This window comes from Halocynthiibacter namhaensis (genome assembly GCF_000812685.1).
Taxonomy (GTDB): Bacteria; Pseudomonadota; Alphaproteobacteria; order Rhodobacterales; family Rhodobacteraceae; genus Halocynthiibacter; species Halocynthiibacter namhaensis.
Genome location: NZ_JWIF01000021.1, coordinates 1 through 22,057, shown reverse-complemented (window position 1 = coordinate 22,057; position 22,057 = coordinate 1). Strand labels below are relative to the sequence as shown.

The following is a 22,057-nucleotide window of genomic DNA, read 5'->3' as shown; positions in this document are numbered from 1 at the left end:
GGTGTTGTGATTAATCATTTTGCAAGTGCAGCGCAACTAAAATGCGGCGTTGCGGCAATTTTTGAACAATAATAACAATTGCGATTTCGTTCTGGCCTTTAATTTTGGCTGCGGTAGGGTCAGGGAAATAGATGTCGGAGGCCGGGATGATTGCAGAAATAGGGATGCAGTTGATGTTGATTGCAGCATTGATCACGTTGTTTGCAGGTGTGGTGAAGGGAGCTGTGGGTTTTGCCATGCCGATGATCATGATCTCAGGGATCAGCTCAATTTTGCCTGCAGAAACGGCGTTGGCGATGCTGATTTTGCCCACGGTGATGACCAATGTGACACAGGCGTTGCGCCAGGGGTGGCGCGCGGCTTGGAGGTCCGTGAAACGTTTCAAAGTGTATTTGATGGTCGGGGGCGTATTTCTGGTGATCGGCGCGCAACTGGTGCCATACCTACCGTCACATATTTTGCTGTTGATCATCGGTGCGCCCGTGACGGTGTTTGCGTTGATGCAGTTGTTTGGGATGAGCTTCACGATTGCCCCCGCGAGCCAGTTAAAAGCCGAGGCGATGATTGCCTCTGTCGCGGGGTTCATTGGCGGTATGTCCGGTGTTTGGGGGCCGCCAACGGTTGCCTATTTGACCGCAGTTGATACGCCGAAACGCGAACATGTGCGGGTTCAAGGGGCAATTTATGGGCTGGGGGCGGTGGCGTTATTTTTGGCGCATTTACAGACTGGGATCGTTTCAACGCGTACTTTACCCGCATCGGCTTTGATGTTGTTGCCAGCGGGCGTGGGGATGTTGATTGGGTTCGCCATTCACGACCGCTTGGATCAGGCGAAGTTTAAGAAAGCAACGCTGGTGGTTCTGGTGGTCGCCGGTTTGAACCTGGTGCGGCGTGGGTTGATGGGGTGAGGCTTGCTAATTGAGCGCCGCGTTCGAGCCGAGGGAAGGGCGAGAAGCGCCTGCCCCAAGGGGGCGGTTTGGACGCTGCCTGAGCAAAGCTCAGGCATTTGAAAAGGAAGATAATATGTGGATAGATGATATTTGGTTTCGTTGGGAACTTGCAAAGCTCCAGAAAAAGAAAGCAAGTGTTTGGGAAGACTATCGCGAGGATCTGGAGACGGCCGAGGCGAGCAAAGACTGGGATAGCGAGCGTGAAGTGGCGTCAGAAGCCTTTACGGTTGAAGAACTGCATGGTTGGGAGATTCGTTCCTTGCAGCACAATTATGTTACTAAGCAGGCTGAGGTGTTACTGCTGCCAATGCCATCCTACCGATCTTCTGACGTCGAGTGGGAGTATTGCGAACATGATGATCGTTGGTATCTCAATGCCGAAATTTTGTCGACTTTGGCTAAAGAAGTACGCAGGGAGCGTCGCGAGCGTGCAGAAATCCTCTTCCTCTGGCCAATGTCACTAATTGGTGCAGTTGGTGGTGTAATCGGCATCGTGTCTGCATTCTTATAACAAAAAGGCCGCCCCAAAGGACGGCCTTTTTGTTCATTTGGTCGGAATTACCCGATTGCAACGGCTTTCACGTCGTCGTCGATGTAGGCTTCGTATTGGGCGAAGTTCTCGGCGAACATGGATACCAATTTGGCGGCCTGACGGTCGTAGCTTTCTGGGTTGTCCCAGGTGCGGCGCGGGTTCAGAAGCAGGTCTGCAACACCAGGTACCGCAACAGGCACTTCAAAGCCAAAGTTGTCGTCTTTGCGGAACTCGGCATCTGCCAAGGATCCATCAAGAGCGGCCGTCAAAAGCGCGCGTGTTGCGCGGATTGGCATGCGAGACCCGGTGCCATAAGCGCCGCCTGTCCAGCCGGTGTTCACCAGCCAGCAAGTCGCGCCATGTGTTGCGATTTTTTCGCGCAGCAGGTTGCCGTAAACTTCTGGGCGACGCGGCATGAAAGGTGCGCCGAAACAGGTCGAGAATGTTGGTTCTGGTTCTGTCACGCCTTTTTCTGTGCCGGCCACTTTGGATGTGAAGCCAGACAGGAAGTGATACATCGCCTGAGCAGGTGTCAGACGCGCGATTGGTGGTAGAACGCCGAAGGCATCACAGGTCAGCATGATGATGTTTTTTGGGTTGCCGCCAAGCGAGTTTTCTGACGCGTTCGAAATGTAATGCAGCGGGTAAGCACACCGCATGTTGGCTGTCAGGCTGTCATCGTCAAAATCAAGTTCGCGGGTCTCTTTGTCCCAGACCATGTTCTCGATCACAGTGCCAAACTTGGATGTCGTCGCGTGGATCTCAGGCTCGGCTTCGGCAGACAGATTGATGGTCTTGGCATAGCAGCCGCCTTCAAAGTTGAAGATGCCCTTGTCGGACCAACCATGTTCGTCATCCCCAATCAGCACGCGATCAGGATCAGCGGAGAGGGTGGTTTTGCCGGTGCCGGACAGACCGAAGAAAATTGCGCTATCAACAGGGTTGTCTTTGGCGTGGTTCGCGGAACAATGCATCGGCATGATGCCTTTGGCAGGCAGCAGATAGTTCAGCAAAGAGAAAACAGATTTCTTGTTTTCGCCAGCGTATTCCGTGCCACCAATCAGAATGATCTTTTTGTCAAAGTTCATCGCAATTACGGTTTCAGAACGACAGCCGTGCTTTGCCGGGTCAGCATTGAAGCTTGGGCAGTTGATGACGGTGAATTTTGGTGCGAAATCGTCCAACTCATCAGCACCGGGACGACGCAGAAGGTGGCGGATGAACAAGCCGTGCCATGCAAATTCAGTGACCATACGCACATCAAGACGATTGGCCGGATCGGCACCACCGAAGAGATCCTGCACGTAGTAATCTTTGCCCTTCATATGTGCGAGCATATCGGCGTGCAGTACGTCAAAAGCTTCGGCTTCCATCGGGGCGTTGTTTTCCCACCAGATGCTGTCTTCAACAGACGGGGTGCGCACAACAAATTTATCTTTGGGAGAACGACCGGTGTGTTTACCGGTTTCAACCAGGAAGGTGCCGCCATTTCCGAGGTGGCCTTCGCCACGGCCCAGAGCAGCTTCGACCAATGCGGCTTCGTTCAGGTTATAATAGACGTTTCCCAGTCCTGAAATTCCCTGATCATCAAGTTTGCAGTTAGGGTTGACGCGTCCTGTCATTGGTATGCTCCTGTGTCCGGCTTGCGGAGGAATTACAAAAACCGCCAAAATCGGCGGCCGACCCTGCTTGAGTCGCGCCTTCTTAACATAGGGGAAATTGGCGTGAACAGGAGGGAGGTGAACAGTTAGCGCAATCAAGTGACATATTCTTGAAGGAAAGGGATAATAGTGGCGAAAAATTGCGCGAGCCTGCCGTGAAGCGTCGTTTAGCATCAAGTTTCGCCAATATTCAGAGAATTTTATCGGGTTATGCCGCAACATGTCACGAATCCTAGTGGTGATTCGCAATTAACAGTTGATTCTCGTGATGTGACCTTAGAAGAGTTAACAAAACATGAGCTGTATAAAAAGGAAGCCCGATGTCCCGAATCGCGCTGGTGGACGACGACAGAAATATTCTGACGTCGGTATCGATTACTCTTGAAGCAGAAGGTTTCGAAGTTGAAACCTATAATGATGGTCAATCTGCTTTAGATGCGTTTACAAAACGGATGCCGGATCTTGCCGTGCTTGACATTAAAATGCCACGTATGGATGGCATGGATTTGTTGCAGCGTCTGCGCCCGAAAACCCAAATACCGATTATTTTTCTGACCTCGAAAGATGATGAAATTGACGAAGTTCTTGGGCTGCGTATGGGGGCGGATGACTATGTTAAAAAGCCGTTTTCGCAACGATTGCTTGTGGAACGCATTCGGTCTTTGCTGCGGCGTCAAGAAGCCATAGAAACCAACGAAGTCGCAGTGGAGGATGATCAAAAGGTCATGCAACGCGGCGAACTTTCGATGGATCCGTTGCGCCACGCGGTTGTATGGAAGGGGCGCGATGTATCCCTGACGGTGACCGAATTCCTGCTGCTTCAAGCGCTTGCGCAACGTCCCGGTTTTGTCAAAAGCCGCGACCAGCTTATGGATGTCGCATATGATGATCAGGTCTATGTGGACGACCGCACGATTGACAGTCACATCAAACGGCTGCGCAAGAAAATGCGGATGACGGACGAAAACTTCGCGGCAATCGAGACGCTTTATGGCATCGGATATCGGTATAACGAAGAATGATTGCCCGATACGGAGCGAGGTACAGGGCGTAAAGCACCTGCATTGGCACGGATTGGCAGCAAAAGCTGATAGATAAAGCGGCATTGCCAGGGGGAGGCAAAAATGAAGTTGTCTTCGTGGTTTAGCCCCCGGAAACCGGGGCGCTCACGGCAGCCAGATGTTGTTCTTGGTGAAGATTGGGTTGGGGTCGACGGATCGGTGGATGCAGAAGCACTGAGCCGTCGCAACCGGCGCAGTGTGATTTCGTTGAACCGGTCGCCGCTGGCACGTAAAATCATTACGTTCAATTTGATAGCACTGATATTCTTGGTCGCTGGCGTGTTATTTTTGAACCCGTTTCGCGACAGTCTTGTTTTGCAGCGCGAAACTGGATTGCGTGAAGAAGCCGAATTGATTGCGGATATTTTTGAGCTGCAAGTGGTGTTTCAAAACGCGGCAAGCAGCGAAGGTAGAGTATCGGAAATCAGGCGGCTGAGAGCCCTACGTTTGCTGAAACAAACGGTTTGGTGGAAAATTTTGGAATGGGATTTTTGGATGTCTCGCAAATCGAATTTACCTTAGCCACCCTTGATCTGCCTGCTGGCGTGGAAGCGTTTGTTTTCACCACCGAGGGAGCATTTTTGGCGTCAGCCAAGGGTATAACAGCCCGAGTTTTTGAGTCGACAACCCGTTCCACAGGGGCGGCGCCGTCCATGGTCATTACGGATTTTTTGAACTCCATTTGGGGCGCATTGTCCGGGGTGTTGGTGCCTGATGCCGTAGATTTTTCGCAGTTACCGCTGCACCATGCCCAAGAGTTGATCGATCAAACATTGATTTCTGGCGCAATGAGCAGAACGTGGCGGACCGATGCAGAAGGCACGAGTTTCGCGGTTTCGACACCTGTTATCGTACATGGGCAAGCCGTTGGCCTTTTGGCGGTGCTCAGTGCTGCCGGGGAAATTGATGAATTGGTGCGACAAGAACGCGAACAGGTTCTGCAAATCTTCATGATCGCCATATTAGTGTCGATTGTTCTGAGTCTCGTTTTGGCGTCAACAATGGCAAACCCTTTGTCTGATCTTGCCGCCGCTGCGGAATTGGGGCGTGACAAGAATTCTCGCAAAATCAATCCCGGCCGCATTCGGATCCCGGACCTGACCGCCAGGCCGGATGAAATTGGGCGTTTGTCAGGTGCGTTGCGCGGCATGGTCGGCGCGCTTTATGATCGGATTGATGCGAATGAACAATTCGCGGCCGATGTGGCGCATGAAATTAAGAACCCGCTGGCTTCTCTGCAATCGGCAGTTGGGACCTTGCGTGTTGCGAAGAAAGACGAACACCGCGAGCGTTTGCATGACGTGATTGAACATGATGTGCGTCGCCTAGATCGCTTGGTGAGTGATATTTCGAATGCGTCGCGCCTAGACAGTGAGTTGGTCAAAGAAGAAGAAGTCGCATTTGATCTTTTGAAAATGGTCACCAATCTGACAGATTATTTGGCGAATGACGCTGGGCAAAAAGGCGTAGAATTTATCGCCGATCTTCCGTCCGACCCGATAATCATTCAGGGGTTAGAGGCCAGACTTGCACAGGTGTTTGTCAATCTGATCACCAATGCCATTTCATTCTGCGAAGATGGTGATGCGATTAGGGTGTGGGTGCGCAGGCGTGAAAATCGTATCTTGGTCGTGGTCGAAGATACAGGGCCGGGCGTCCCTGATGGTGCGTTGCAAAAGATTTTCAACAGGTTTTATTCGGAACGACCAGAGGGGCAATTTGGCAATAACTCCGGCCTTGGCCTGGCGATATCTAAGCAAATAATTGAGGCGCATGGTGGGGTGATTTGGGCCGAAAATATTCGTCCGACGGAAGCTGACATCACGTCAGAGCCATTGGGCGCGCGGTTTGTGGTTGGCTTGCCGGTTTAACAAGGCATAATGGGATCTGATGACACGCCAACGGACCCAAATATGATTGACACTTTGCATGCAACTGCGGTTTCCGTGAACGACCGTGCTGTGGTGTTACGGGGTCGTTCCGGCAGTGGAAAATCGTCGACGGCGCTGGCGATGTTGCAGATGGGCGCGGTGTTGATCGCGGACGATCAGGTGCGGATGACACGTGAAGACGCGCATCTGTTTGCCCATGCGCCAGAGGTGTTGCCGGGGCACATCGAAACCCGGGGTGTCGGGATTTTACACGCAGCTTATCAGGATAGGGCGGAAGTTGCGTTGATTGTTGACTTAGACCATGTCGAAAAGGACCGGTTGCCGCCCGTTCGCAGTTGCAGCATTCTTGGCGTCACCCTACCGTTGCTCTGGCGTGTTGATGCCCCGTATTTTCCAGCTGCAATAGTTCAGTTTCTAAATTTTGGGCGTGCGAACCTATGATGGAAGACGGCACAGATCGTGGAGGAAAAGCCGAGGCAGGCCAGCGGTTTGTCTTGGTGACAGGCCCGTCCGGGGCCGGGCGTTCCACGGCGATTAATACGTTGGAAGACATGGGGTTTGAGGCCATTGATAATCTGCCGTTAACCTTGCTGCCTCGCTTACTTGATGGACCGCCACTGGATCGACCTATGGCTTTAGGCATTGATGCGCGCAATCGTGATTTTTCGACGACGGCCCTGATTGAGGCCATTGACCATTTGGCTGTGCGCGATGGGATACAGGCTCAGGTTCTATATCTTGACTGCCGGGATGACGTTTTATTGCGCCGCTTCTCTGAAACGAGACGCCGCCATCCGTTGGCTCCTGCAGAAGACCCCGGGCAGGGTATCCAGCGCGAAACAGATCTTTTGGTGCCTATTCGCGCGCGGGTCGATATTTTAATCGACACGTCTGAAATGACTCCACATGAATTGCGCGCCGAGGTGGAACGTTGGTTTGCAAATGACGCGCGTGAACGTTTGGCGGTCAGTGTACATAGTTTTTCGTATAAACGTGGCGCTCCGCGTGGCATCGATATGATTTTCGACTGTCGATTTTTGCGCAATCCTTATTGGGAACCGTCTTTGCGTGCGATGGATGGTCGTGATCGTGAGGTGGCTGAGTATGTTGCGCAAGACACACGGTTTGATCTCTTCTTTGACAAAGTCGCAGATTTATCGCAAATGCTTTTGCCTGCCTATATCGACGAGGGTAAGGCGCATTTATCTATTGGGTTTGGTTGCACGGGTGGGCAACATAGATCTGTCACGGTCGCGCAAAAGCTTGCGGCGACCCTAACACAAAGTGGTTGGGCGGTGTCTTTGAGGCACCGTGAATTGGAACGAAAAGCCATGGGCGCGAGTCCAAGCGAAGTGAGGAAACGGGATTGATCGGTATTGTGATCGTAGCGCATGGTGGCCTCGCGCAGGAATATTTGGCTGCAGTGGAACATGTTGTTGGTCAACAAAGCGGCACCCGTGCCATTGCGATAGAGTATGTGCACGACAGAGATGCCAAGCGCGCCGAGATCTGCGCCGCGGCTGATGCGGTCGATGTGGGTGACGGTGTGGCTATCGTGGTGGATATGTTTGGCGGATCGCCGTCAAACCTGTCATTGCCCGCCTGTTGTAGCGCCGATCGCAAAGTGCTTTATGGCGCTAATCTTCCAATGCTGGTAAAGCTGGCGAAATCCCGCAGCGGGCCGTTTGATGTCGCGATCAATAATGCGCTACAAGCTGGACGGAAATATATTAATTGTTGCGACGGCATGCGTGCAGGATAAGTGAAAATGACAGTAAGAACGCTTAATATTATCAATGAAAAAGGGCTTCACGCCCGGGCGTCTGCCAAATTGGTGGAGGTTGTCGAAGCCCATGAGGGCCGTGCAGAAGTGCGCCGTGATGGAATGGATGCATCTGGTGATTCCATTATGGGATTGCTGATGTTGGCCGCATCCAAAGGCACTACAATCGAAGTTGAGACCAGCGGCAACGACGCGGATGCTTTGCTTGATGCGATTGATGCCTTGGTCGCTGACAAATTTGGCGAAGATTTTTAACAGTTTCCGAAAATTTTTGGGACAACAGAGTGAGCGGATAGCGCCTTGACGGACAATAACGACAGCATGCCAGACACCGCAGCTAACACGCAAGTTGAACCCTATGATGGCCGCCGGCTGTCCTATGCGAATACGTTTACCAACCCATGGAAAGTGGGGGTCATCCGCACGATGGAATGGATGACGGGTAAGATTTTGCTGATGTATAAGATCCGTAACTTCGAAAAAAGTGGTGTCCCATTCGGCCAACCTTTCTTTACCAAGGGTTTGAAGTACATGAACATCAGCGTGCAAACGCCGGATGTGCAACGCGCCTTGATTCCCAAAACAGGGCCGTTGATCGTGGTGGCAAACCACCCGGGCGGTCTTGTGGATGGATTGGTTATGGCGGAACTCATCGGTGAAGTACGCGAGGACTATAAGATATTGACGCGTTCCCTGCTGACTGGCGTTGCGGAGATTGAACATTTTATGCTGCCTGTCGCCTTTCCACATGAGGAAGACAGCAACCGTAAGAACTTGGAAATGCGTAAGGAATCAATGCGCCATCTCAAGAATGGTGGGGTCATTATTTTGTTCCCCGCTGGCCAAGTTGCCGTGTCGGAAACCATGTTCGGTGAGGCGATTGAAGGGGAATGGAACCCGTTTACCGCAAAGATGATCCAACGTTCCGGCGCGACGGTTCTGCCAATTTTCTTCCCGGGTCAGAATTCACGTGCTTATCAGATCGCAAATCGGATTTCTGCGACATTGCGCCAAGGGCTGTTGTTGCATGAAATCAAACATGCACTGAACAAACCCCAAAGCCCGGTGATTGGCACGCCGTTGTCGCAGGATGATATGGCCGACCAATATAGCAACCCGCGTGGGTTCATGACGTGGCTGCGTCAGAAGGTTCTTGATCTGAAATAAATGGCCTAACTGTTGGGGTTAGGCCACTCTTTCCGGATATCACCGTGTCGGTACGGGTGTTTCACCACGATAGTCATAGAAACCGCGACCGGTTTTGCGGCCAAGCCATCCGGCTTCGACATATTTGGTCAGCAGTGGGCAGGGGCGATATTTCGTATCCGCTAAGCCGTCATGCAACACATTCATGATCGCGAGACAGGTATCTAGGCCAATGAAATCCGCCAACTCAAGCGGCCCCATTGGGTGGTTGGTCCCAAGTTTCATCGCGCTATCGATCGAAGACACATTCCCGACGCCTTCGTACAGGGTATAGACAGCTTCGTTGATCATCGGCATCAAAATTCGGTTCACAATGAATGCAGGGAAATCTTCGGCGCTGGCGGCGATTTTTCCAATTTTCTCAACCACTTTGACCAAAGCATTATAGGTGGGCTCATCGGTGGCAATGCCCCGGATCAGCTCTACCAACTGCATGATTGGCACGGGGTTCATGAAGTGGAACCCCATGAATTTTTCGGGGCGATCAGTGCCCGAGGCCAAGCGTGTGATGGAAATCGATGAGGTGTTGGACGTCAGAATCGTAGTTGGTTTTAGATGTGGAACCAACTCCTTGAAAATTGCGACTTTGACAGCTTCGCGTTCTGTTGCCGCTTCGATGACCAAATCAGTTTGCCCCAGGTCCGTCAGTGTTGATGTCGTCGAGATCCGATCCATGGCGCCATCACGCTCGGCTGCGGTGATCTTTTCGCGTTGAACTTGACGATCTAAGTTTTTGCCAATCAGGGTGATGGCCTTTGTTAGATTTTCTTCTGAAATGTCATTGATAACAACGTCATATCCGGCAAGGGCAAAGACATGTGCAATCCCGTTGCCCATTTGCCCTGCACCAATAACACCAACTGACTGAATATCCATCTTCTGCCCTTTCATCGCGACCATTTGCGGCCTGACAGACCATAGGCTTGGGGGGGAAGGCGGCGCAAGAGGGTGAAGGGAAGGTTAAGCGAATTTGTCGAATTTGTCGCTTAGGCTTTTGGAAAGCTTCTGAGGTCAAACCTTGATGTGGGTGAGTCGAATATAGAGTGAGGTGGGACCGCAATGGCCTAGAAAATTTAAGTGAATCCCTTCTGGATTATTATCCGTGTCGGTATGGGAAATCAAAACTGCTGTTCCGTGGGCCGAAACGTAAGCTGGACCAGCCCTACGTGGCCTATTTGGGCGGTACGAAAACCTACGGAAAATTCATTGAGAAACCTTATACGGATATCGTCCAAGACCTAACTGGAACGATGTCGGTCAACTTGGGCTGTGTGAATGCAGGCATTGACGTGTATGCGCACGATCAGGCAGTCCTAGATGTTTGCCACAATGCAGAATTGACCGTGTTTCAAGTGCTGGGCGCGCAAAATATGTCCAATAGGTTTTATTCAGTACATCCGCGCCGCAATGATCGTTTTGTGCGGGCTTCGACACTTTTGCAAACGATCTATCGCGAGGTGGATTTTACAGAATACAACTTTACGCGTCACTTGTTGACCGGGCTGAAAACTCTGTCTCCGGACCGGTTCGAAATCATGCGGCGCGAGTTGAAAGATGCTTGGATCGCCCGCATGAAGAACCTGCTGGACCAAGTTGAGGGAAAGAAACTTTTGGTTTGGTTGTCAGAATTCACGCCTGAAGATGACGACGAAAATCTTGAAGGGCAGGGGGATGCGCCACTGTTTGTGGATCGTGAGATGATCAACGCTCTTGAAGATCATTATGATGGTTATCTCGAAATTGTGCCCCCAAGCGACATGATGTCGGGCGACGTTGAGGGGATGGTGATTTCACCAATGGAAGAACCCGCCGCAAGTGAATTGATGTCTGTGACCGGGCATCAAGAGGTTGCACAGGTAATCAGTGAAGCCGTTACAGATTTATTGCAACAAAAAGGCCCGCGCAATCGGCGGGCCCTTTAAAGAGTGATTGGTTAGCGTATCCGCCGTGGTATCAGAGTTTTTCAGTCAGCTCTGGTACTGCGGCAAACAAGTCAGCAACAAGACCGTAATCAGCAACCTGGAATATAGGCGCTTCTTCGTCTTTGTTGATCGCAACGATGATCTTAGAATCTTTCATACCTGCAAGGTGCTGAATCGCACCAGAGATACCAACAGCAACGTAAAGATCAGGTGCAACAACCTTACCGGTTTGGCCAACTTGCCAATCGTTTGGTGCATAACCTGAATCAACCGCAGCGCGGGATGCGCCAACAGCCGCATTCAGCTTGTCGGCCAGTTTCTCGATCAGAGCGAAGTCTTCTTCGGACCCAACGCCGCGACCACCGGAAACAACAACACCCGCAGATGTCAGTTCTGGACGATCAGATTCTGCAACCTTGTCTTCAACCCATTCAGACAGACCAGCGTTGCCCGCTGCTGCGATGGATTCAACGGAAGCGGAACCGCCTTCGCCAGCCGCATCAAATGTAGATGTGCGGATGGAAACGACTTTTTTCGCATCAGTAGACTTAACAGTCTGAATCGCGTTGCCTGCGTAGATTGGGCGTTCGAATGTGTTTGCGTCGATAACAGCAGAAACATCAGAAATCACCATCACGTCAAGCAAAGCCGCTGCGCGTGGCAGAACGTTTTTCGCAGCTGACGTCGCAGGGGCTACGATGTGATCGTAATCGCCCGCAAGGGATACCAGAAGGTCAGCCATTGGTTCAGCCAGACCGTTGCCATAAGCAGCGTCATCCGCACAAAGAACCTTGGTCACACCATCAAGCTTTGCCGCTGCTTCTGCAGCACCGCCGCAACCGGCAGCCGCACAAAGAACAGTCACATCACCCATGGCTTTCGCCGCAGTCAAAGCTTTTGCAGTTGCATCAACAGCGAGTTCGCCGCCAACAACTTCAGCCAAAAGAAGTACAGCCATTATATTGCTCCCGCTTCTTTAAGTTTCGCAACAAGTTCGTCCACAGAACCAACGATTTCGCCCGCTTTGCGTGCTTCTGGTTCAGTTGTGGAAACCACTTCGAGCCGTGGTGTTACATCAACGCCATAATCCGCTGCTGTTTTCTCATCGAGCGGCTTCTTCTTGGCTTTCATGATGTTTGGCAGAGACGCATAGCGTGGCTCGTTCAAGCGCAAGTCCACCGTGATAACGGTTGGCATTTTCACCTTGATGGTTTGCAAGCCGCCGTCGACTTCGCGAGTCACAACAGCATTGTCGCCGTCGATGTCCAGCTCGGATGTGAATGCACCTTGGGACCAGCCCAAAAGTGCTGATAACATCTGACCGGTTGCGTTCATGTCGTTGTCGATGGCTTGTTTGCCGGCCAAAACGATGCCTGGCTGTTCTTCATCAACGATCGCTTTAAGGATCTTCGCAACAGCAAGCGGTTCGATGTCCTGATGAACATCGTCAGCCGCAACAACCAAAATCGCGCGGTCCGCACCCATAGCAAGGGCAGTGCGCAGCGTTTCTTGAGATTGCTTCACACCGATGGAAACAGCAATAACTTCGTCAGCTTTGCCTGCTTCTTTCAGACGAATCGCCTGTTCAACTGCGATTTCGTCGAAGGGGTTCATCGACATTTTGACATTGGCGAGATCAACACCGCTTCCGTCCGCTTTTACACGAACTTTCACGTTATAATCGATCACGCGTTTAACAGGTACGAGTACCTTCATGGGCGTGTTTCTCCTCAAATTTTGACATCACATGGATGCCACTCAAAGCTCTCCCGCTTTTGTTAGCGATTCTGCAGCGCGGAAAACAGGTCAAAATCGACGCAACACGGCGTTTGCCGTCGCGTTCTCGAGGTTTTTATGCCTAACGATTGGCTCCAGGTACCCAAAGCACGTCGTTGTTTCCATTTTCATTTGCGACACGCGCCGCAACAAAGAACCAATCTGACAGGCGATTCAGATATTTGATAACGGCCGGGTTTACAGATTCGACTTCTGCTAGCTCTACCGAGCAGCGTTCAGCGCGGCGTGCGACGGTGCGGCAAATATGCAAATGCGCGGCCAAAGCTGACCCGCCAGGGAGAATGAAGCTACGCAAGGGGGCGATGTTTTTGTTCATCGCGTCAATTTCTGCTTCCAGTCGGTCAACCTGGGCAGGGGTTGCACGCAACGGGGGATATTCTGCATGGGCGTCGCTTTCCATATCCGGTCGACATAAGTCAGCGCCAAGATCGAAGAGATCGTTTTGGATCAGTGACAGCATCTCATTCATGGATCCTTTCGCGTGAAGGCGGGCAACGCCAAGCGTCGCGTTCAGTTCATCCGTGGTGCCATAGGCCGTCACGCGCAGGGAATGTTTTGCCACCCGGGCACCATTGCCAAGTGCTGTGTCGCCCTTGTCACCGGTTCGGGTGTAAATTTTATTGAGAACTACCATTGTTTAGCCCCCGATGCCGCCGCGGAGCGCGATGAACAGAAGGATAAGCGCAACGGCGACGGCCTGTGCGATGATACGCCAGCGCATCAGCTGATTTGAGTGCTTCTTGTTGAACTCACCGCCACGGGCAAATCCACCGATCCCGGTCATGAGCACAACAAGAGTGACGAGAATTGCAAGCGCGGCGAGAATGAATAATGGATCGCTGAACATAGGTTTCCTTTCCCTGGTTGCCGCAGATGTAGCCCGTTTTCGCGGAAAAGCGAAGCGGCATCAGGTAGCAGGCCCAACGGAAAGCGTGAACGAGGTCTTTATGATGTGGCTTTTGCCATCAAGGATAACTCATGTGAGAAGCTGATGAGCATTCCCGCTTGTTGGGCGTCGATTTTTTCTGCCAAATCAAATGCAAGATCTTCTACGAGTTGCGCTGCTTGCTGCATGCGGCTTGTAGTGGAATTTGGGTCCTTGTTGGAACCTGTGAACTGAAGGATGTTGTTGCGAGCAGTCATTGTTTCCCCAAACATTTTACCAATTTATCAAACTACGAATGAAATCGTTAACTAAGGTTAACAAATGTATCCGGAAATTGATCGCGCAAAACCGAAACTATTGATGCAGAAACGCGCACATTGTCGCAAATAAATGTAATACAACCGATCAAATTTTATGATAAACGTCTGCAAAGTGCATCTTTGCGTGCGAAATTGATACTGAATGTATCGAATTGGTTACATGGGCAGTTTCGCACAGGATAAAGCAATAACTGGTGAGTTGAGTGAAAGTGGAGGTTGACCTTGTCGGCCAATAGTAAAAGAACTTTGCACCCTGTAAATGGGTTTGAAGGAAAACGTCATTCCCCGACGGCTATACGTGACACAGTGTGCGAGCGATTGCGCATGATCTCAGTAATGGTGGGGTCTATAAGCACATTCGCCAGCGAAATAGGGGTGAATAGAACCCAACTTAGCCGCTATCTGAGTGGCCAATCCGTGCCGCGCCCTGAATTGCTTGTGACAATTGCAACGACATATGACATCCCTCTGAATTGGTTGGTGACCCCACATGATGATCCAAATGCAAGTTTAAGCGAATACCAATTGTCCGGTCGACTGCATGAATTATTTGCAAACCGTCGATTTCAGTTGACCGAAAATATGCTGCCCAGCGGGTTATATATGTTTTGGAAGGGTTTGTTCCAGCAACCGGGGAAATACGAGGGCTATATGTCCAGCGTGAAGCTGGTGAATGGTATCGGGACAGTTCGCACAATAATGATCCGTGACCTTAAACGGCAAGGGATCATGAACAACCCGGATATCATGGACTATTTTTGCACAGGCGTCGCGGTAAAGTCGCAATCGGGGATCAACATTACCTTTTCGGATTCTGTTTCGAATGTGATGGCCTCAACGTTCTTGCTTCCATCAGCGCCGCTGCGTTTCAGAAGCAATGACATCTATTCGGGCTTCATGATGCTGAGCTACACCCCCGGCCGCCAGCAGGTGAATTGGGTGCCTTGCGTGATGGAACTGTTGCCGCCAAATGTGTCTGATGTATTGGCGGCCGCACGGACGTCGGGGCGATACAATTTGGACGAGCTTCCCGACGAGATTCGGCATCAAATTGAAAGACTTGAGGTCCCTGAATACGGCTTACGGTGACCCGGAACCGGTGAGGCGCGGGTCACTGTGGCTTTTTAGTACCGGACGGCAAGGCCGGTTGCTTTACGTGCGCCCCAGCTGAGAGGCGTAACCCGAGGATTGCTGATCTCCACATTGATTACTGCGGTGGCACCAAGTTCAGCTGCGGCTGTGCGCAGAGCGTCGCGTGCATCTTCTTCACTGGGCGTTGGATGGAATGCCGTCAGTTTGTTGACCGAAACGGACAATGGTTGAATTTCGTGGTAAGCTACAGAAGGTGTACCCTTGAGAAGTTGTACTTCTTCAGCTGTAACTGTGATTTGAGGAGCCGATTCAGTTCGTGGTGCTCCGCTGGTGTATTGTCCGTTTTCGACGACACAACCGGATAAAAATGTGGCACCAATTATGGCCGAGATGAATTTAATTTTTGTGGTTCGCAATGCTTTGTCTCCGGTGACTGTTGGGGTGTTTGCGATATTTTTCAGGTTTCAACATGGGTTTTCAAGCTCGGCGCGCCAGCCAATCCAAGCCACGTGTTGGCAATACGCGCTTGGCGATGCCCATGAAATAGGTGGGTGTTGTTACGTAATATCGCGGGCGTGGACGATTGCTTTCCAAAGCGTGGATTAGTTTCTTTGTCACAGCCTCTGGGGGAAGTTCAAACGTATCCGGGGTGCCGCTTTCATCGTAAAGCCGCGGTAGAAAGACCTTTTCATATTGTTCTTTGCGGGCAGAGTTTTTCCAGTCGACCCATTTTTCAAAGGGTCCTTGTGAATTCTTGCGGATCTTTGTCGTGATGGGGCCGGGTTCGATCAGGATGACGTGGATGCCAGTGCCGTGCATTTCAAGGCGCAGGGTGTCCGTCAGCCCTTCCATCGCGAATTTGGTCGAATTGTAAGCGCCGCGAAAGCGCAAGGCAGCAAAGCCAAGCACGGAAGAACATTGAATAATTCGTCCATGTCCTTGTTTGCGCATGACGGGGATCACCTGCCGTGTCAGGTCATGTACGCCAAAGAAATTGCTTTCGAAAATTTGACGTAAAGCGCCCCTAGGTAGATCTTCGACTGCACCAGGAATTGCATAGGCGCCGTTGTTGAACACCGCATCAAGCGTGCCGCCGGTTTCATTGAGAACTTCAGAAAGGCCAGTTTCAATGCTGGCTTCGTCTTCGTAATCAATGCGTGGGCTGGAAAAACCTTCATCGCGCAGCCGTGCACAGTCTTCCTCTTTGCGACAGGAGGCCAGCACCTGCCAGCCGCGTGCGCGCAGGCCGTGGGCGGCATTATACCCAATACCGGATGAGCAACCGGTGATCAGAATTGATTTTGTCATATGGCTTCCTCGAATACCTGCGCGCGTTTTGTCCAGGCTAGGGAAATGTCACGCATCATTCAACGCGTGATTTTAGATACATTAACCATCGGCACCGAAGTTGCAGGGTTGGAAGGCCTTCTAGAAATTTGTTGACCGCGATGGGGACGCTTCAGTTTGTTTCTTGAAGGAAGGAGGCAACCAAAAAGCCGCTTTGTTCACTGTCGAGCACCTGCAGGTGTGCCCAATCCCCATGATGCGCGATGACTTCAACTTCAGTGCCACGGCGCAGGCTGGTGATCACGGCGGTACCCGTTGAAGGACCTTCGCGAAGATTTACGCTGTTTCCGCTGATTTGCCAAACCGCAGCATCACCGTCGGTGGAAACTGTGTTTTGGTCGGATGCGATTGCAACCCGATGGATCTGAGCATCAGCGGGCGCATCATTGCTGGCAACATTTACCATGCGGCGCAGGTGTGACGCTGAATCAGAACGCGCATATTCACGGATTGTAACTCCATCACCATGAACGACACGCAAACTGTCTTGTGTGGGCTCGATGGGTTGGGGGGCTTGTTGCAATTGCTGAGTATTTAGTTCGGCTGTGACCGGCGGGGTTTCGGATACAACAGCGGGTACTGGCGTGTCAGTGGTTAATTCCGCTGACGCAACGTGTTCTGATTTATCATTGGTCATGGTGACAACTATTGCCATCACGGCTACCAAAAGCGCCGTTAATCTAATCATTATAAAACCCCACTATTTAACCACGCCTCCGTTTACCAAAAGTTAACTGGGATGTCTCGGGGGAACGAAATTATTTTTTACCCCCTATGCGAGTCCCTCTGTGGCTTTACCAGAGCCGCTTGGGCGGGTATCACCAAGTTATGAGTGACATTATTAAAGACGACCCTGAGATACCCGAAGAGGGGCTGAATGAAAGTGCAGAACCGCTGCGCCGTGCTATCGGCGACCGCTATCTGACCTATGCTTTAAGCACAATTATGCACCGCGCTCTGCCTGACGCGCGGGACGGATTGAAGCCAGTGCACCGCCGAATCCTTTATGCGATGAGTCGTCTGAAATTGGCGTCCAACGGCGGCTTTTTAAAATCTGCGAAGATCAGCGGCGACACGATGGGGGATTTCCACCCGCATGGCGACGCTGCGATTTACGACGCAATGGCACGCTTGGCGCAGGATTTTTCCGTGCGGTATCCGTTGGTCGATGGCCAGGGGAACTTCGGTAATATCGACGGCGATAACCCGGCGGCTTCGCGATATACAGAAGCGCGGATGACCAAAGTGGCGGAAGCCATGCTGGAAGGATTAGCCGAGGATTCGGTCGATTTTCGCGATAATTATGACGGACGCTTGACGGAACCTTCGGTGTTGCCAGCAACATTTCCGAACCTTCTGGCAAACGGGTCCAGCGGGATTGCGGTGGGTATGGCCACGAATATCCCCCCGCATAACATCGTTGAGCTGTGTGAGGCTTGTTTGCATCTGATCAAAACGCCCGACGTGCGCGATGATACGCTGCTGAATTATGTGCCTGGTCCAGATTTTCCGACCGGCGGTGTGATTGTTGAGCCACGCGAAACGATCATCGAGACCTATAAAACCGGACGCGGCGCGTTTCGTCTGCGCTGTAAGTGGGAGGTCGAAGATCTGGGGCGTGGCACGTGGCAGATTGTTGTCACTGAGATCCCTTATCAGGTTCAAAAATCTAAACTGATCGAGAAAATTGCCGAAGCGATCCACTTGAAGAAAATTCCGATCTTGGGCGATGTGCGTGATGAAAGCGCGGAAGATATTCGCTTGGTGATTGAGCCGAAATCCAAGAATGTTCAGCCGGATGTTCTGATGAACGCGCTGTTCAAGAATTCAGATTTGGAAATCCGTTTTAACCTGAATATGAACGTGTTGATTGATGGTGTGACACCTAAGGTGTGCTCTCTGAAGGAAGTTCTTCGCGCCTTTTTGGACCACCGTCGTGATGTCTTGCAGCGGCGATCGAAGTACCGCCTGACCCAGATTGATAAACGCCTGGATGTTCTGAAAGGCTATATCATTGCCTTCTTGAACCTTGATCGCGTGATTGAGATTATTCGGAGTGAGGATGATCCTAAAGCGGTGATGCTTGCGGAAGATTGGGGCGGTGGGGTTTACCTGAACGAACCACAAGCCGAAGCCATTCTGAACATGCGTCTGCGGTCTTTGCGGCGCTTGGAAGAAGTGGAATTAAAGCGTGAACATGACGCTTTGCTAGAAGAACGTGCCGGGATTGAGACGCTTTTGGCGGATGAAGGCCTGCAATGGGACACGATTTCTGACCAGTTGAAAGAAACCAAAAAGACCTTCGGTAAATCATACGACGGCGGAGCGCGCCGGACGCAGTTCTCGGAAGCTGTCGAAATTGAAGATGTGCCAATTGAGGCGATGATCGAGCGTGAACCAATCACGGTTGTTTGTTCCGAAATGGGTTGGGTGCGGGCCATGTCGGGCCATGTTGCGCTTGATAAAGAGCTGAAGTTCAAAGATGGCGATGGGCCGCGCTTTATGTTCCACGCGGAAACGACGGATCGTTTGCTTGTCTTCGGTTCAAATGGACGGTTTTACACAATTTCGGCCTCTACCTTGCCTGGTGGACGCGGGATGGGAGAGCCGCTGCGCTTGATGGTTGATTTGCCAAATGAGGCCGAGATTATTTCGTTCTTCATTCATCAACCTGATCGTAAGTTGCTTGTGGCGTCTACCGCTGGCGACGGGTTTGTTGTTCCCGAAAGTGATGTGTTGGCTCAAACCCGTACCGGGAAGCAAGTATTGAATGTGCGGGGTGACGTGAGCGCGTTAACTTGCGTCACGGTTGCGGGGGATCATGTGGCTTGCGTTGGCGAAAATCGTAAAGTGCTGGTTTTCGCGATTGATGAGCTGCCTGAAATGGGGCGTGGCAAGGGCGTACGTCTGCAAAAATACAAAGACGGTGGTCTGTCTGATGTGCGGACATTCGTGCTTGAAGAAGGCCTGTCATGGCTTGATCCAGCTGGGCGTACCCGCACGGAGACCGAACTTGCCGAATGGTCTGGAAAACGGGCGTCGACCGGACGGATGGCACCGCGTGGCTTCCCGCGGGACAACAAGTTTAACTGAACCGTATTTTGGATTTAAAAAAGACCGCGTGGGGAAACTCACGCGGTCTTTTTACGACTGAGGTTAAAGTTTTTCGGTCTTCAGCCAAACACCACCTTCGGGACGCAAGGTGAGGATCATAACGGGCTTTGGGTCACGGCTTTCAACTGCGTGGAAGCGGAACTTTGTCAGCAAGGTCGCGAGAATGATGATGGCTTCTTGAATTGCAAAACCTGCGCCGATGCAAATGCGCGGGCCGGCGCCAAAAGGCAGGTAAGCGAACCGATCAATTGCAGATGCATCCGCAAAACGGTCGGGATCAAAACTGTCTGCATTTTCCCAAATTAGGTGATTTCGGTGCAGGCAGTAAACCGGAATTGCAACGGTGTCTTTGGCACGAATTTCACGGTCGCAGATCACATCTTCTTTCAACGCAGTGCGCGAAAGCAGTGGGGCGGGGGGATATAGACGCAAGGTTTCGTCAATGATTTGGCGCAGATAAGGCAGATCAGCGCAATCTTCAGCCGTTGCTGTGCGCCCCTGCAAAACAGTTTCTGCTTCAAGGCGGGCGCGTTCTTGAACTTCGGGGGCAAAGGCGCATAGGTACAAGGCCCAGCTTAGGGTGAGCGCTGTGGTTTCATGCCCTGCGACGATGAATGTCAGAAGGTTGTCGCGCAATTCGGCTGTGTTCATACTGCGTTTTGTTTCGCTATCTTCACCGGAAAGCAGCAGATCAAGCAAATCGGGAATATCTGGAGACGGACGGCTTCTTCGCGTATCAACTGCTGTGTCCGCCGCTGATTTCATGCGTTTAAGGTCGTTGCCAGAAAATAGGCGGCCCGGACGCGGCACCCAATCTGGAAAACCCAATATATCCATTAAAGACAATTTGGCCGCTTGGCTGATATAGCCGTCAATTGCCCTATGCATTTCATCGCGATCAAACCCTGCATCGGCGGAAAAAGTTACATCTGAGATCACTTCGAAGGTCGCGGTGATCATCTCTTCGTACATATCGGCCGCTGCACCATTTTTCTGTTCTAGTCGCGCAACGGCTCGGTCCGCCGCATGCGACATGACTGGCCCAAGGTTTGCGACGTTTCGTGGCGAAAACACTGGCGCCGCAGCGCGGCGTTGCCAGCGCCAATGGGCCCCTTCGGCGATAAACATGCTGTCACCGATTGCGGGACGCAGCATGTTCTTTGTAACGAGAGATTTCGGATAATTATCGACATGGGTTTTAAGCACGCGTTGAATCCCTGTTGGATCACAAAGCATATGCCAGCGTTTGCCAGTGGTGCCGGTCACGATGGCTTGCCGTGTTGTCAGTTCCGGCAAGATTTCCAGAACATTGCGTCGGGCGGTGCGTAGGGTGCGAAAAAGCCCCCATGGCTCTGTAACCAAAGGCACACGGGCGGGAATGGGCTTGTCGAGTTCTTGTCTTTTTAACGTCACACTACATACTCTCGATCAGGATTGTGGCGCGAACACATCGGATGCTGTGGGTTCAGCGTGAATGGATTGCGCGGTGATCTCATTGTGCGTATGCAGCTGAAGATATCAAGGTAATCTTGGGGCCTCAGGGGGGCAGCGATATGAACATTTTTGTTAGATTTGCGGTTGCAATCGCAGTGTTTGGCACGTTTTCGGCATGTGCCAAAATTGATCCGACCAATGAACCGCAGCGAGACATGGATGAGTTTCGACTTGGTCATAATGTCGTCATTGCGAAAAATGCGACCCCAGGACCATTGACCCGATCCATCGAAAAAGAAGAGATCGGCGTGGCATTGCGCGCGGCTGTTGATGAGCGCCTTGGAGCTTATTCAGGTACGCGTTTGTTGCACGTCGGCGTGGCGGTGGATGCCTATGTTCTTGCTTTGCCCGGACTGCCTGCGGTGTTGTCGCCGAAATCTGTTTTGGCGCTGACGGTGAATATCTGGGATAATGTTACACAGCAAAAACTGAACGAAGAACCGCGCCGGTTTACAGTGTTCGAACGTACAACTGCGGCAACTATTGTTGGATCCGGTTTGACGCAAACCAAGGACATGCAATTGCAAAATCTGTCACGCAACGCGGCCTTGAAGATCCAAAATTGGATTTTAGAGTACCCCGACTGGATTTCGTCCGTCGTTGAGGGCGAATGATCTAATCGATGTCTCTGAGGTCACGATCAGAGAGAATTACCTTGGAATGTCATCTCTGACTTGATTTTTTTTTACAGGCGCAGTAAGCCGCGCGCGACGAGAACCTGGGCCGAACGGTGGCCCCTAGACAAAAGAGGGCCGTTTCATGGCTAAGGAAAAGTTTGAGCGTAATAAACCGCACTGTAACATCGGCACCATCGGTCACGTTGACCACGGTAAGACGACGTTGACAGCTGCGATCACGAAGCAGTTTTCTGACAACTTCCAAGCGTATGACGAAATCGACGGCGCGCCAGAAGAAAAAGCACGCGGCATCACCATTTCTACTGCACACGTTGAGTATGAAACTGAAGGCCGTCACTATGCACACGTTGACTGCCCAGGTC

Annotated in this window: 27 protein-coding genes; 15 read left to right on the top strand and 12 right to left on the bottom strand. The window is 51.7% G+C overall.

Going from position 1 to position 22,057, the window contains the following annotated elements; genetic code table 11:
* Positions 1-10: 10 nt before the first annotated feature.
* A complete protein-coding gene (locus RJ38_RS19175; protein WP_238321644.1) occupies positions 11-313 on the bottom strand; it encodes a hypothetical protein in 303 nt (100 codons plus the stop codon).
* Between RJ38_RS19175 and RJ38_RS04005 the strand changes: the two genes are divergently transcribed.
* Complete coding sequence (locus tag RJ38_RS04005; RefSeq protein WP_238321643.1) at positions 198-908, top strand: sulfite exporter TauE/SafE family protein; 711 nt, start codon at positions 198-200, stop codon at positions 906-908. The genes RJ38_RS19175 and RJ38_RS04005 overlap by 116 nt on opposite strands.
* Positions 909-1,023: 115 nt before the next feature.
* Positions 1,024-1,461, top strand: coding sequence for a hypothetical protein (locus tag RJ38_RS04000; protein WP_039017607.1), 438 nt, complete (start codon positions 1,024-1,026; stop codon positions 1,459-1,461).
* Between the two features lie 47 nt (positions 1,462-1,508).
* Here RJ38_RS04000 and RJ38_RS03995 read toward each other — a convergent pair whose 3' ends face one another.
* Complete coding sequence (locus RJ38_RS03995) at positions 1,509-3,104, bottom strand: phosphoenolpyruvate carboxykinase (RefSeq protein ID WP_039017606.1); 1,596 nt, start codon at positions 3,102-3,104, stop codon at positions 1,509-1,511.
* A gap of 359 nt (positions 3,105-3,463) precedes the next feature.
* On the opposite strand from RJ38_RS03995, the gene RJ38_RS03990 reads away from it, so the two are divergent.
* From RJ38_RS03990 to RJ38_RS03955, 8 genes are all read left to right on the top strand, one after another.
* Positions 3,464-4,165 carry a response regulator transcription factor gene (locus tag RJ38_RS03990; protein ID WP_039017605.1) on the top strand — a complete coding sequence of 234 codons (702 nt, stop codon included), beginning with the start codon at positions 3,464-3,466 and terminating at the stop codon, positions 4,163-4,165.
* 102 nt (positions 4,166-4,267) lie between these two features.
* Entirely contained in the window at positions 4,268-4,726 is a 459-nt protein-coding gene (locus RJ38_RS18420) for a sensor N-terminal transmembrane domain-containing protein (protein WP_039017604.1), read from the top strand.
* A complete protein-coding gene (locus RJ38_RS03980; RefSeq protein WP_082005624.1) occupies positions 4,687-6,075 on the top strand; it encodes a sensor histidine kinase in 1,389 nt (462 codons plus the stop codon). The genes RJ38_RS18420 and RJ38_RS03980 overlap by 40 nt, the downstream gene beginning before the upstream one ends.
* A 9-nt stretch (positions 6,076-6,084) precedes the next feature.
* On the top strand, positions 6,085-6,537 hold the full coding sequence (locus RJ38_RS03975) for an HPr kinase/phosphorylase (protein ID WP_238321641.1): 453 nt from the start codon (positions 6,085-6,087) through the stop codon (positions 6,535-6,537).
* Positions 6,537-7,466 (top strand): RNase adapter RapZ, encoded by a 930-nt coding sequence (rapZ, locus tag RJ38_RS03970; RefSeq protein ID WP_052245187.1) that lies wholly within the window; start codon positions 6,537-6,539, stop codon positions 7,464-7,466. Before RJ38_RS03975 ends, rapZ begins: the two co-directional genes overlap by 1 nt.
* Positions 7,463-7,858, top strand: coding sequence for a PTS sugar transporter subunit IIA (locus tag RJ38_RS03965; protein WP_039017603.1), 396 nt, complete (start codon positions 7,463-7,465; stop codon positions 7,856-7,858). The genes rapZ and RJ38_RS03965 overlap by 4 nt, the downstream gene beginning before the upstream one ends.
* A gap of 6 nt (positions 7,859-7,864) precedes the next feature.
* Complete coding sequence (locus RJ38_RS03960; RefSeq protein WP_039017602.1) at positions 7,865-8,134, top strand: HPr family phosphocarrier protein; 270 nt, start codon at positions 7,865-7,867, stop codon at positions 8,132-8,134.
* Between the two features lie 66 nt (positions 8,135-8,200).
* Positions 8,201-9,046 carry a lysophospholipid acyltransferase family protein gene (locus RJ38_RS03955; RefSeq protein ID WP_039017601.1) on the top strand — a complete coding sequence of 282 codons (846 nt, stop codon included), beginning with the start codon at positions 8,201-8,203 and terminating at the stop codon, positions 9,044-9,046.
* 39 nt (positions 9,047-9,085) lie between these two features.
* Here RJ38_RS03955 and RJ38_RS03950 read toward each other — a convergent pair whose 3' ends face one another.
* On the bottom strand, positions 9,086-9,961 hold the full coding sequence (locus RJ38_RS03950; protein WP_039017623.1) for a 3-hydroxybutyryl-CoA dehydrogenase: 876 nt from the start codon (positions 9,959-9,961) through the stop codon (positions 9,086-9,088).
* A gap of 167 nt (positions 9,962-10,128) precedes the next feature.
* Here RJ38_RS03950 and RJ38_RS03945 point away from each other — a divergent pair, with 167 nt between their 5' ends.
* The gene (locus RJ38_RS03945) at positions 10,129-11,007 is read left to right on the top strand and encodes a DUF6473 family protein (RefSeq protein WP_238321640.1); all 879 of its coding nucleotides are present in this window, start codon (positions 10,129-10,131) and stop codon (positions 11,005-11,007) included.
* Positions 11,008-11,038: 31 nt separating this feature from the next.
* Here RJ38_RS03945 and RJ38_RS03940 read toward each other — a convergent pair whose 3' ends face one another.
* The 5 genes from RJ38_RS03940 to RJ38_RS03920 form a co-directional block, all read right to left on the bottom strand.
* Positions 11,039-11,965 (bottom strand): FAD-binding protein, encoded by a 927-nt coding sequence (locus RJ38_RS03940; protein WP_039017600.1) that lies wholly within the window; start codon positions 11,963-11,965, stop codon positions 11,039-11,041.
* Positions 11,965-12,723, bottom strand: coding sequence for an electron transfer flavoprotein subunit beta/FixA family protein (locus RJ38_RS03935; RefSeq protein WP_039017599.1), 759 nt, complete (start codon positions 12,721-12,723; stop codon positions 11,965-11,967). The genes RJ38_RS03940 and RJ38_RS03935 overlap by 1 nt, the downstream gene beginning before the upstream one ends.
* Positions 12,724-12,865: 142 nt before the next feature.
* Positions 12,866-13,438, bottom strand: coding sequence for a cob(I)yrinic acid a,c-diamide adenosyltransferase (locus RJ38_RS03930; RefSeq protein WP_039017598.1), 573 nt, complete (start codon positions 13,436-13,438; stop codon positions 12,866-12,868).
* 3 nt (positions 13,439-13,441) lie between these two features.
* Positions 13,442-13,651, bottom strand: a complete 210-nt coding sequence (locus RJ38_RS03925; RefSeq protein WP_039017597.1) for a twin transmembrane helix small protein — start codon at positions 13,649-13,651, stop codon at positions 13,442-13,444.
* A gap of 98 nt (positions 13,652-13,749) precedes the next feature.
* Positions 13,750-13,947: a hypothetical protein gene (locus RJ38_RS03920; RefSeq protein WP_156121743.1), complete on the bottom strand. Its 198-nt coding sequence runs from the start codon at positions 13,945-13,947 to the stop codon at positions 13,750-13,752.
* Positions 13,948-14,334: 387 nt separating this feature from the next.
* Between RJ38_RS03920 and RJ38_RS03915 the strand changes: the two genes are divergently transcribed.
* Entirely contained in the window at positions 14,335-15,099 is a 765-nt protein-coding gene (locus tag RJ38_RS03915) for a helix-turn-helix domain-containing protein (protein WP_156121742.1), read from the top strand.
* Positions 15,100-15,134: 35 nt separating this feature from the next.
* Here the strand turns inward: RJ38_RS03915 and RJ38_RS03910 are convergent, their stop codons facing one another.
* From RJ38_RS03910 to RJ38_RS03900, 3 genes are all read right to left on the bottom strand, one after another.
* Positions 15,135-15,518 (bottom strand): hypothetical protein, encoded by a 384-nt coding sequence (locus RJ38_RS03910; RefSeq protein WP_039017594.1) that lies wholly within the window; start codon positions 15,516-15,518, stop codon positions 15,135-15,137.
* Between the two features lie 61 nt (positions 15,519-15,579).
* Positions 15,580-16,410, bottom strand: coding sequence for an SDR family NAD(P)-dependent oxidoreductase (locus RJ38_RS03905; protein WP_039017593.1), 831 nt, complete (start codon positions 16,408-16,410; stop codon positions 15,580-15,582).
* Positions 16,411-16,561: 151 nt separating this feature from the next.
* Positions 16,562-17,137, bottom strand: a complete 576-nt coding sequence (locus RJ38_RS03900; RefSeq protein WP_039017592.1) for an SH3 domain-containing protein — start codon at positions 17,135-17,137, stop codon at positions 16,562-16,564.
* 140 nt (positions 17,138-17,277) lie between these two features.
* On the opposite strand from RJ38_RS03900, the gene parC reads away from it, so the two are divergent.
* Positions 17,278-19,542 carry a DNA topoisomerase IV subunit A gene (gene parC / locus RJ38_RS03895; protein ID WP_039017591.1) on the top strand — a complete coding sequence of 755 codons (2,265 nt, stop codon included), beginning with the start codon at positions 17,278-17,280 and terminating at the stop codon, positions 19,540-19,542.
* Positions 19,543-19,605: 63 nt separating this feature from the next.
* On the opposite strand, the gene RJ38_RS03890 is transcribed toward parC, so the two are convergent.
* Complete coding sequence (locus RJ38_RS03890) at positions 19,606-20,976, bottom strand: cytochrome P450 (RefSeq protein ID WP_039017590.1); 1,371 nt, start codon at positions 20,974-20,976, stop codon at positions 19,606-19,608.
* A gap of 140 nt (positions 20,977-21,116) precedes the next feature.
* Between RJ38_RS03890 and RJ38_RS03885 the strand changes: the two genes are divergently transcribed.
* Both RJ38_RS03885 and RJ38_RS03880 read left to right on the top strand, forming a co-directional pair.
* Positions 21,117-21,671: a hypothetical protein gene (locus RJ38_RS03885; RefSeq protein ID WP_052245183.1), complete on the top strand. Its 555-nt coding sequence runs from the start codon at positions 21,117-21,119 to the stop codon at positions 21,669-21,671.
* 145 nt (positions 21,672-21,816) lie between these two features.
* Positions 21,817-22,057: GTP-binding protein (locus RJ38_RS03880; RefSeq protein WP_039017589.1), on the top strand; the 241-nt coding region annotated here is incomplete at its 3' end.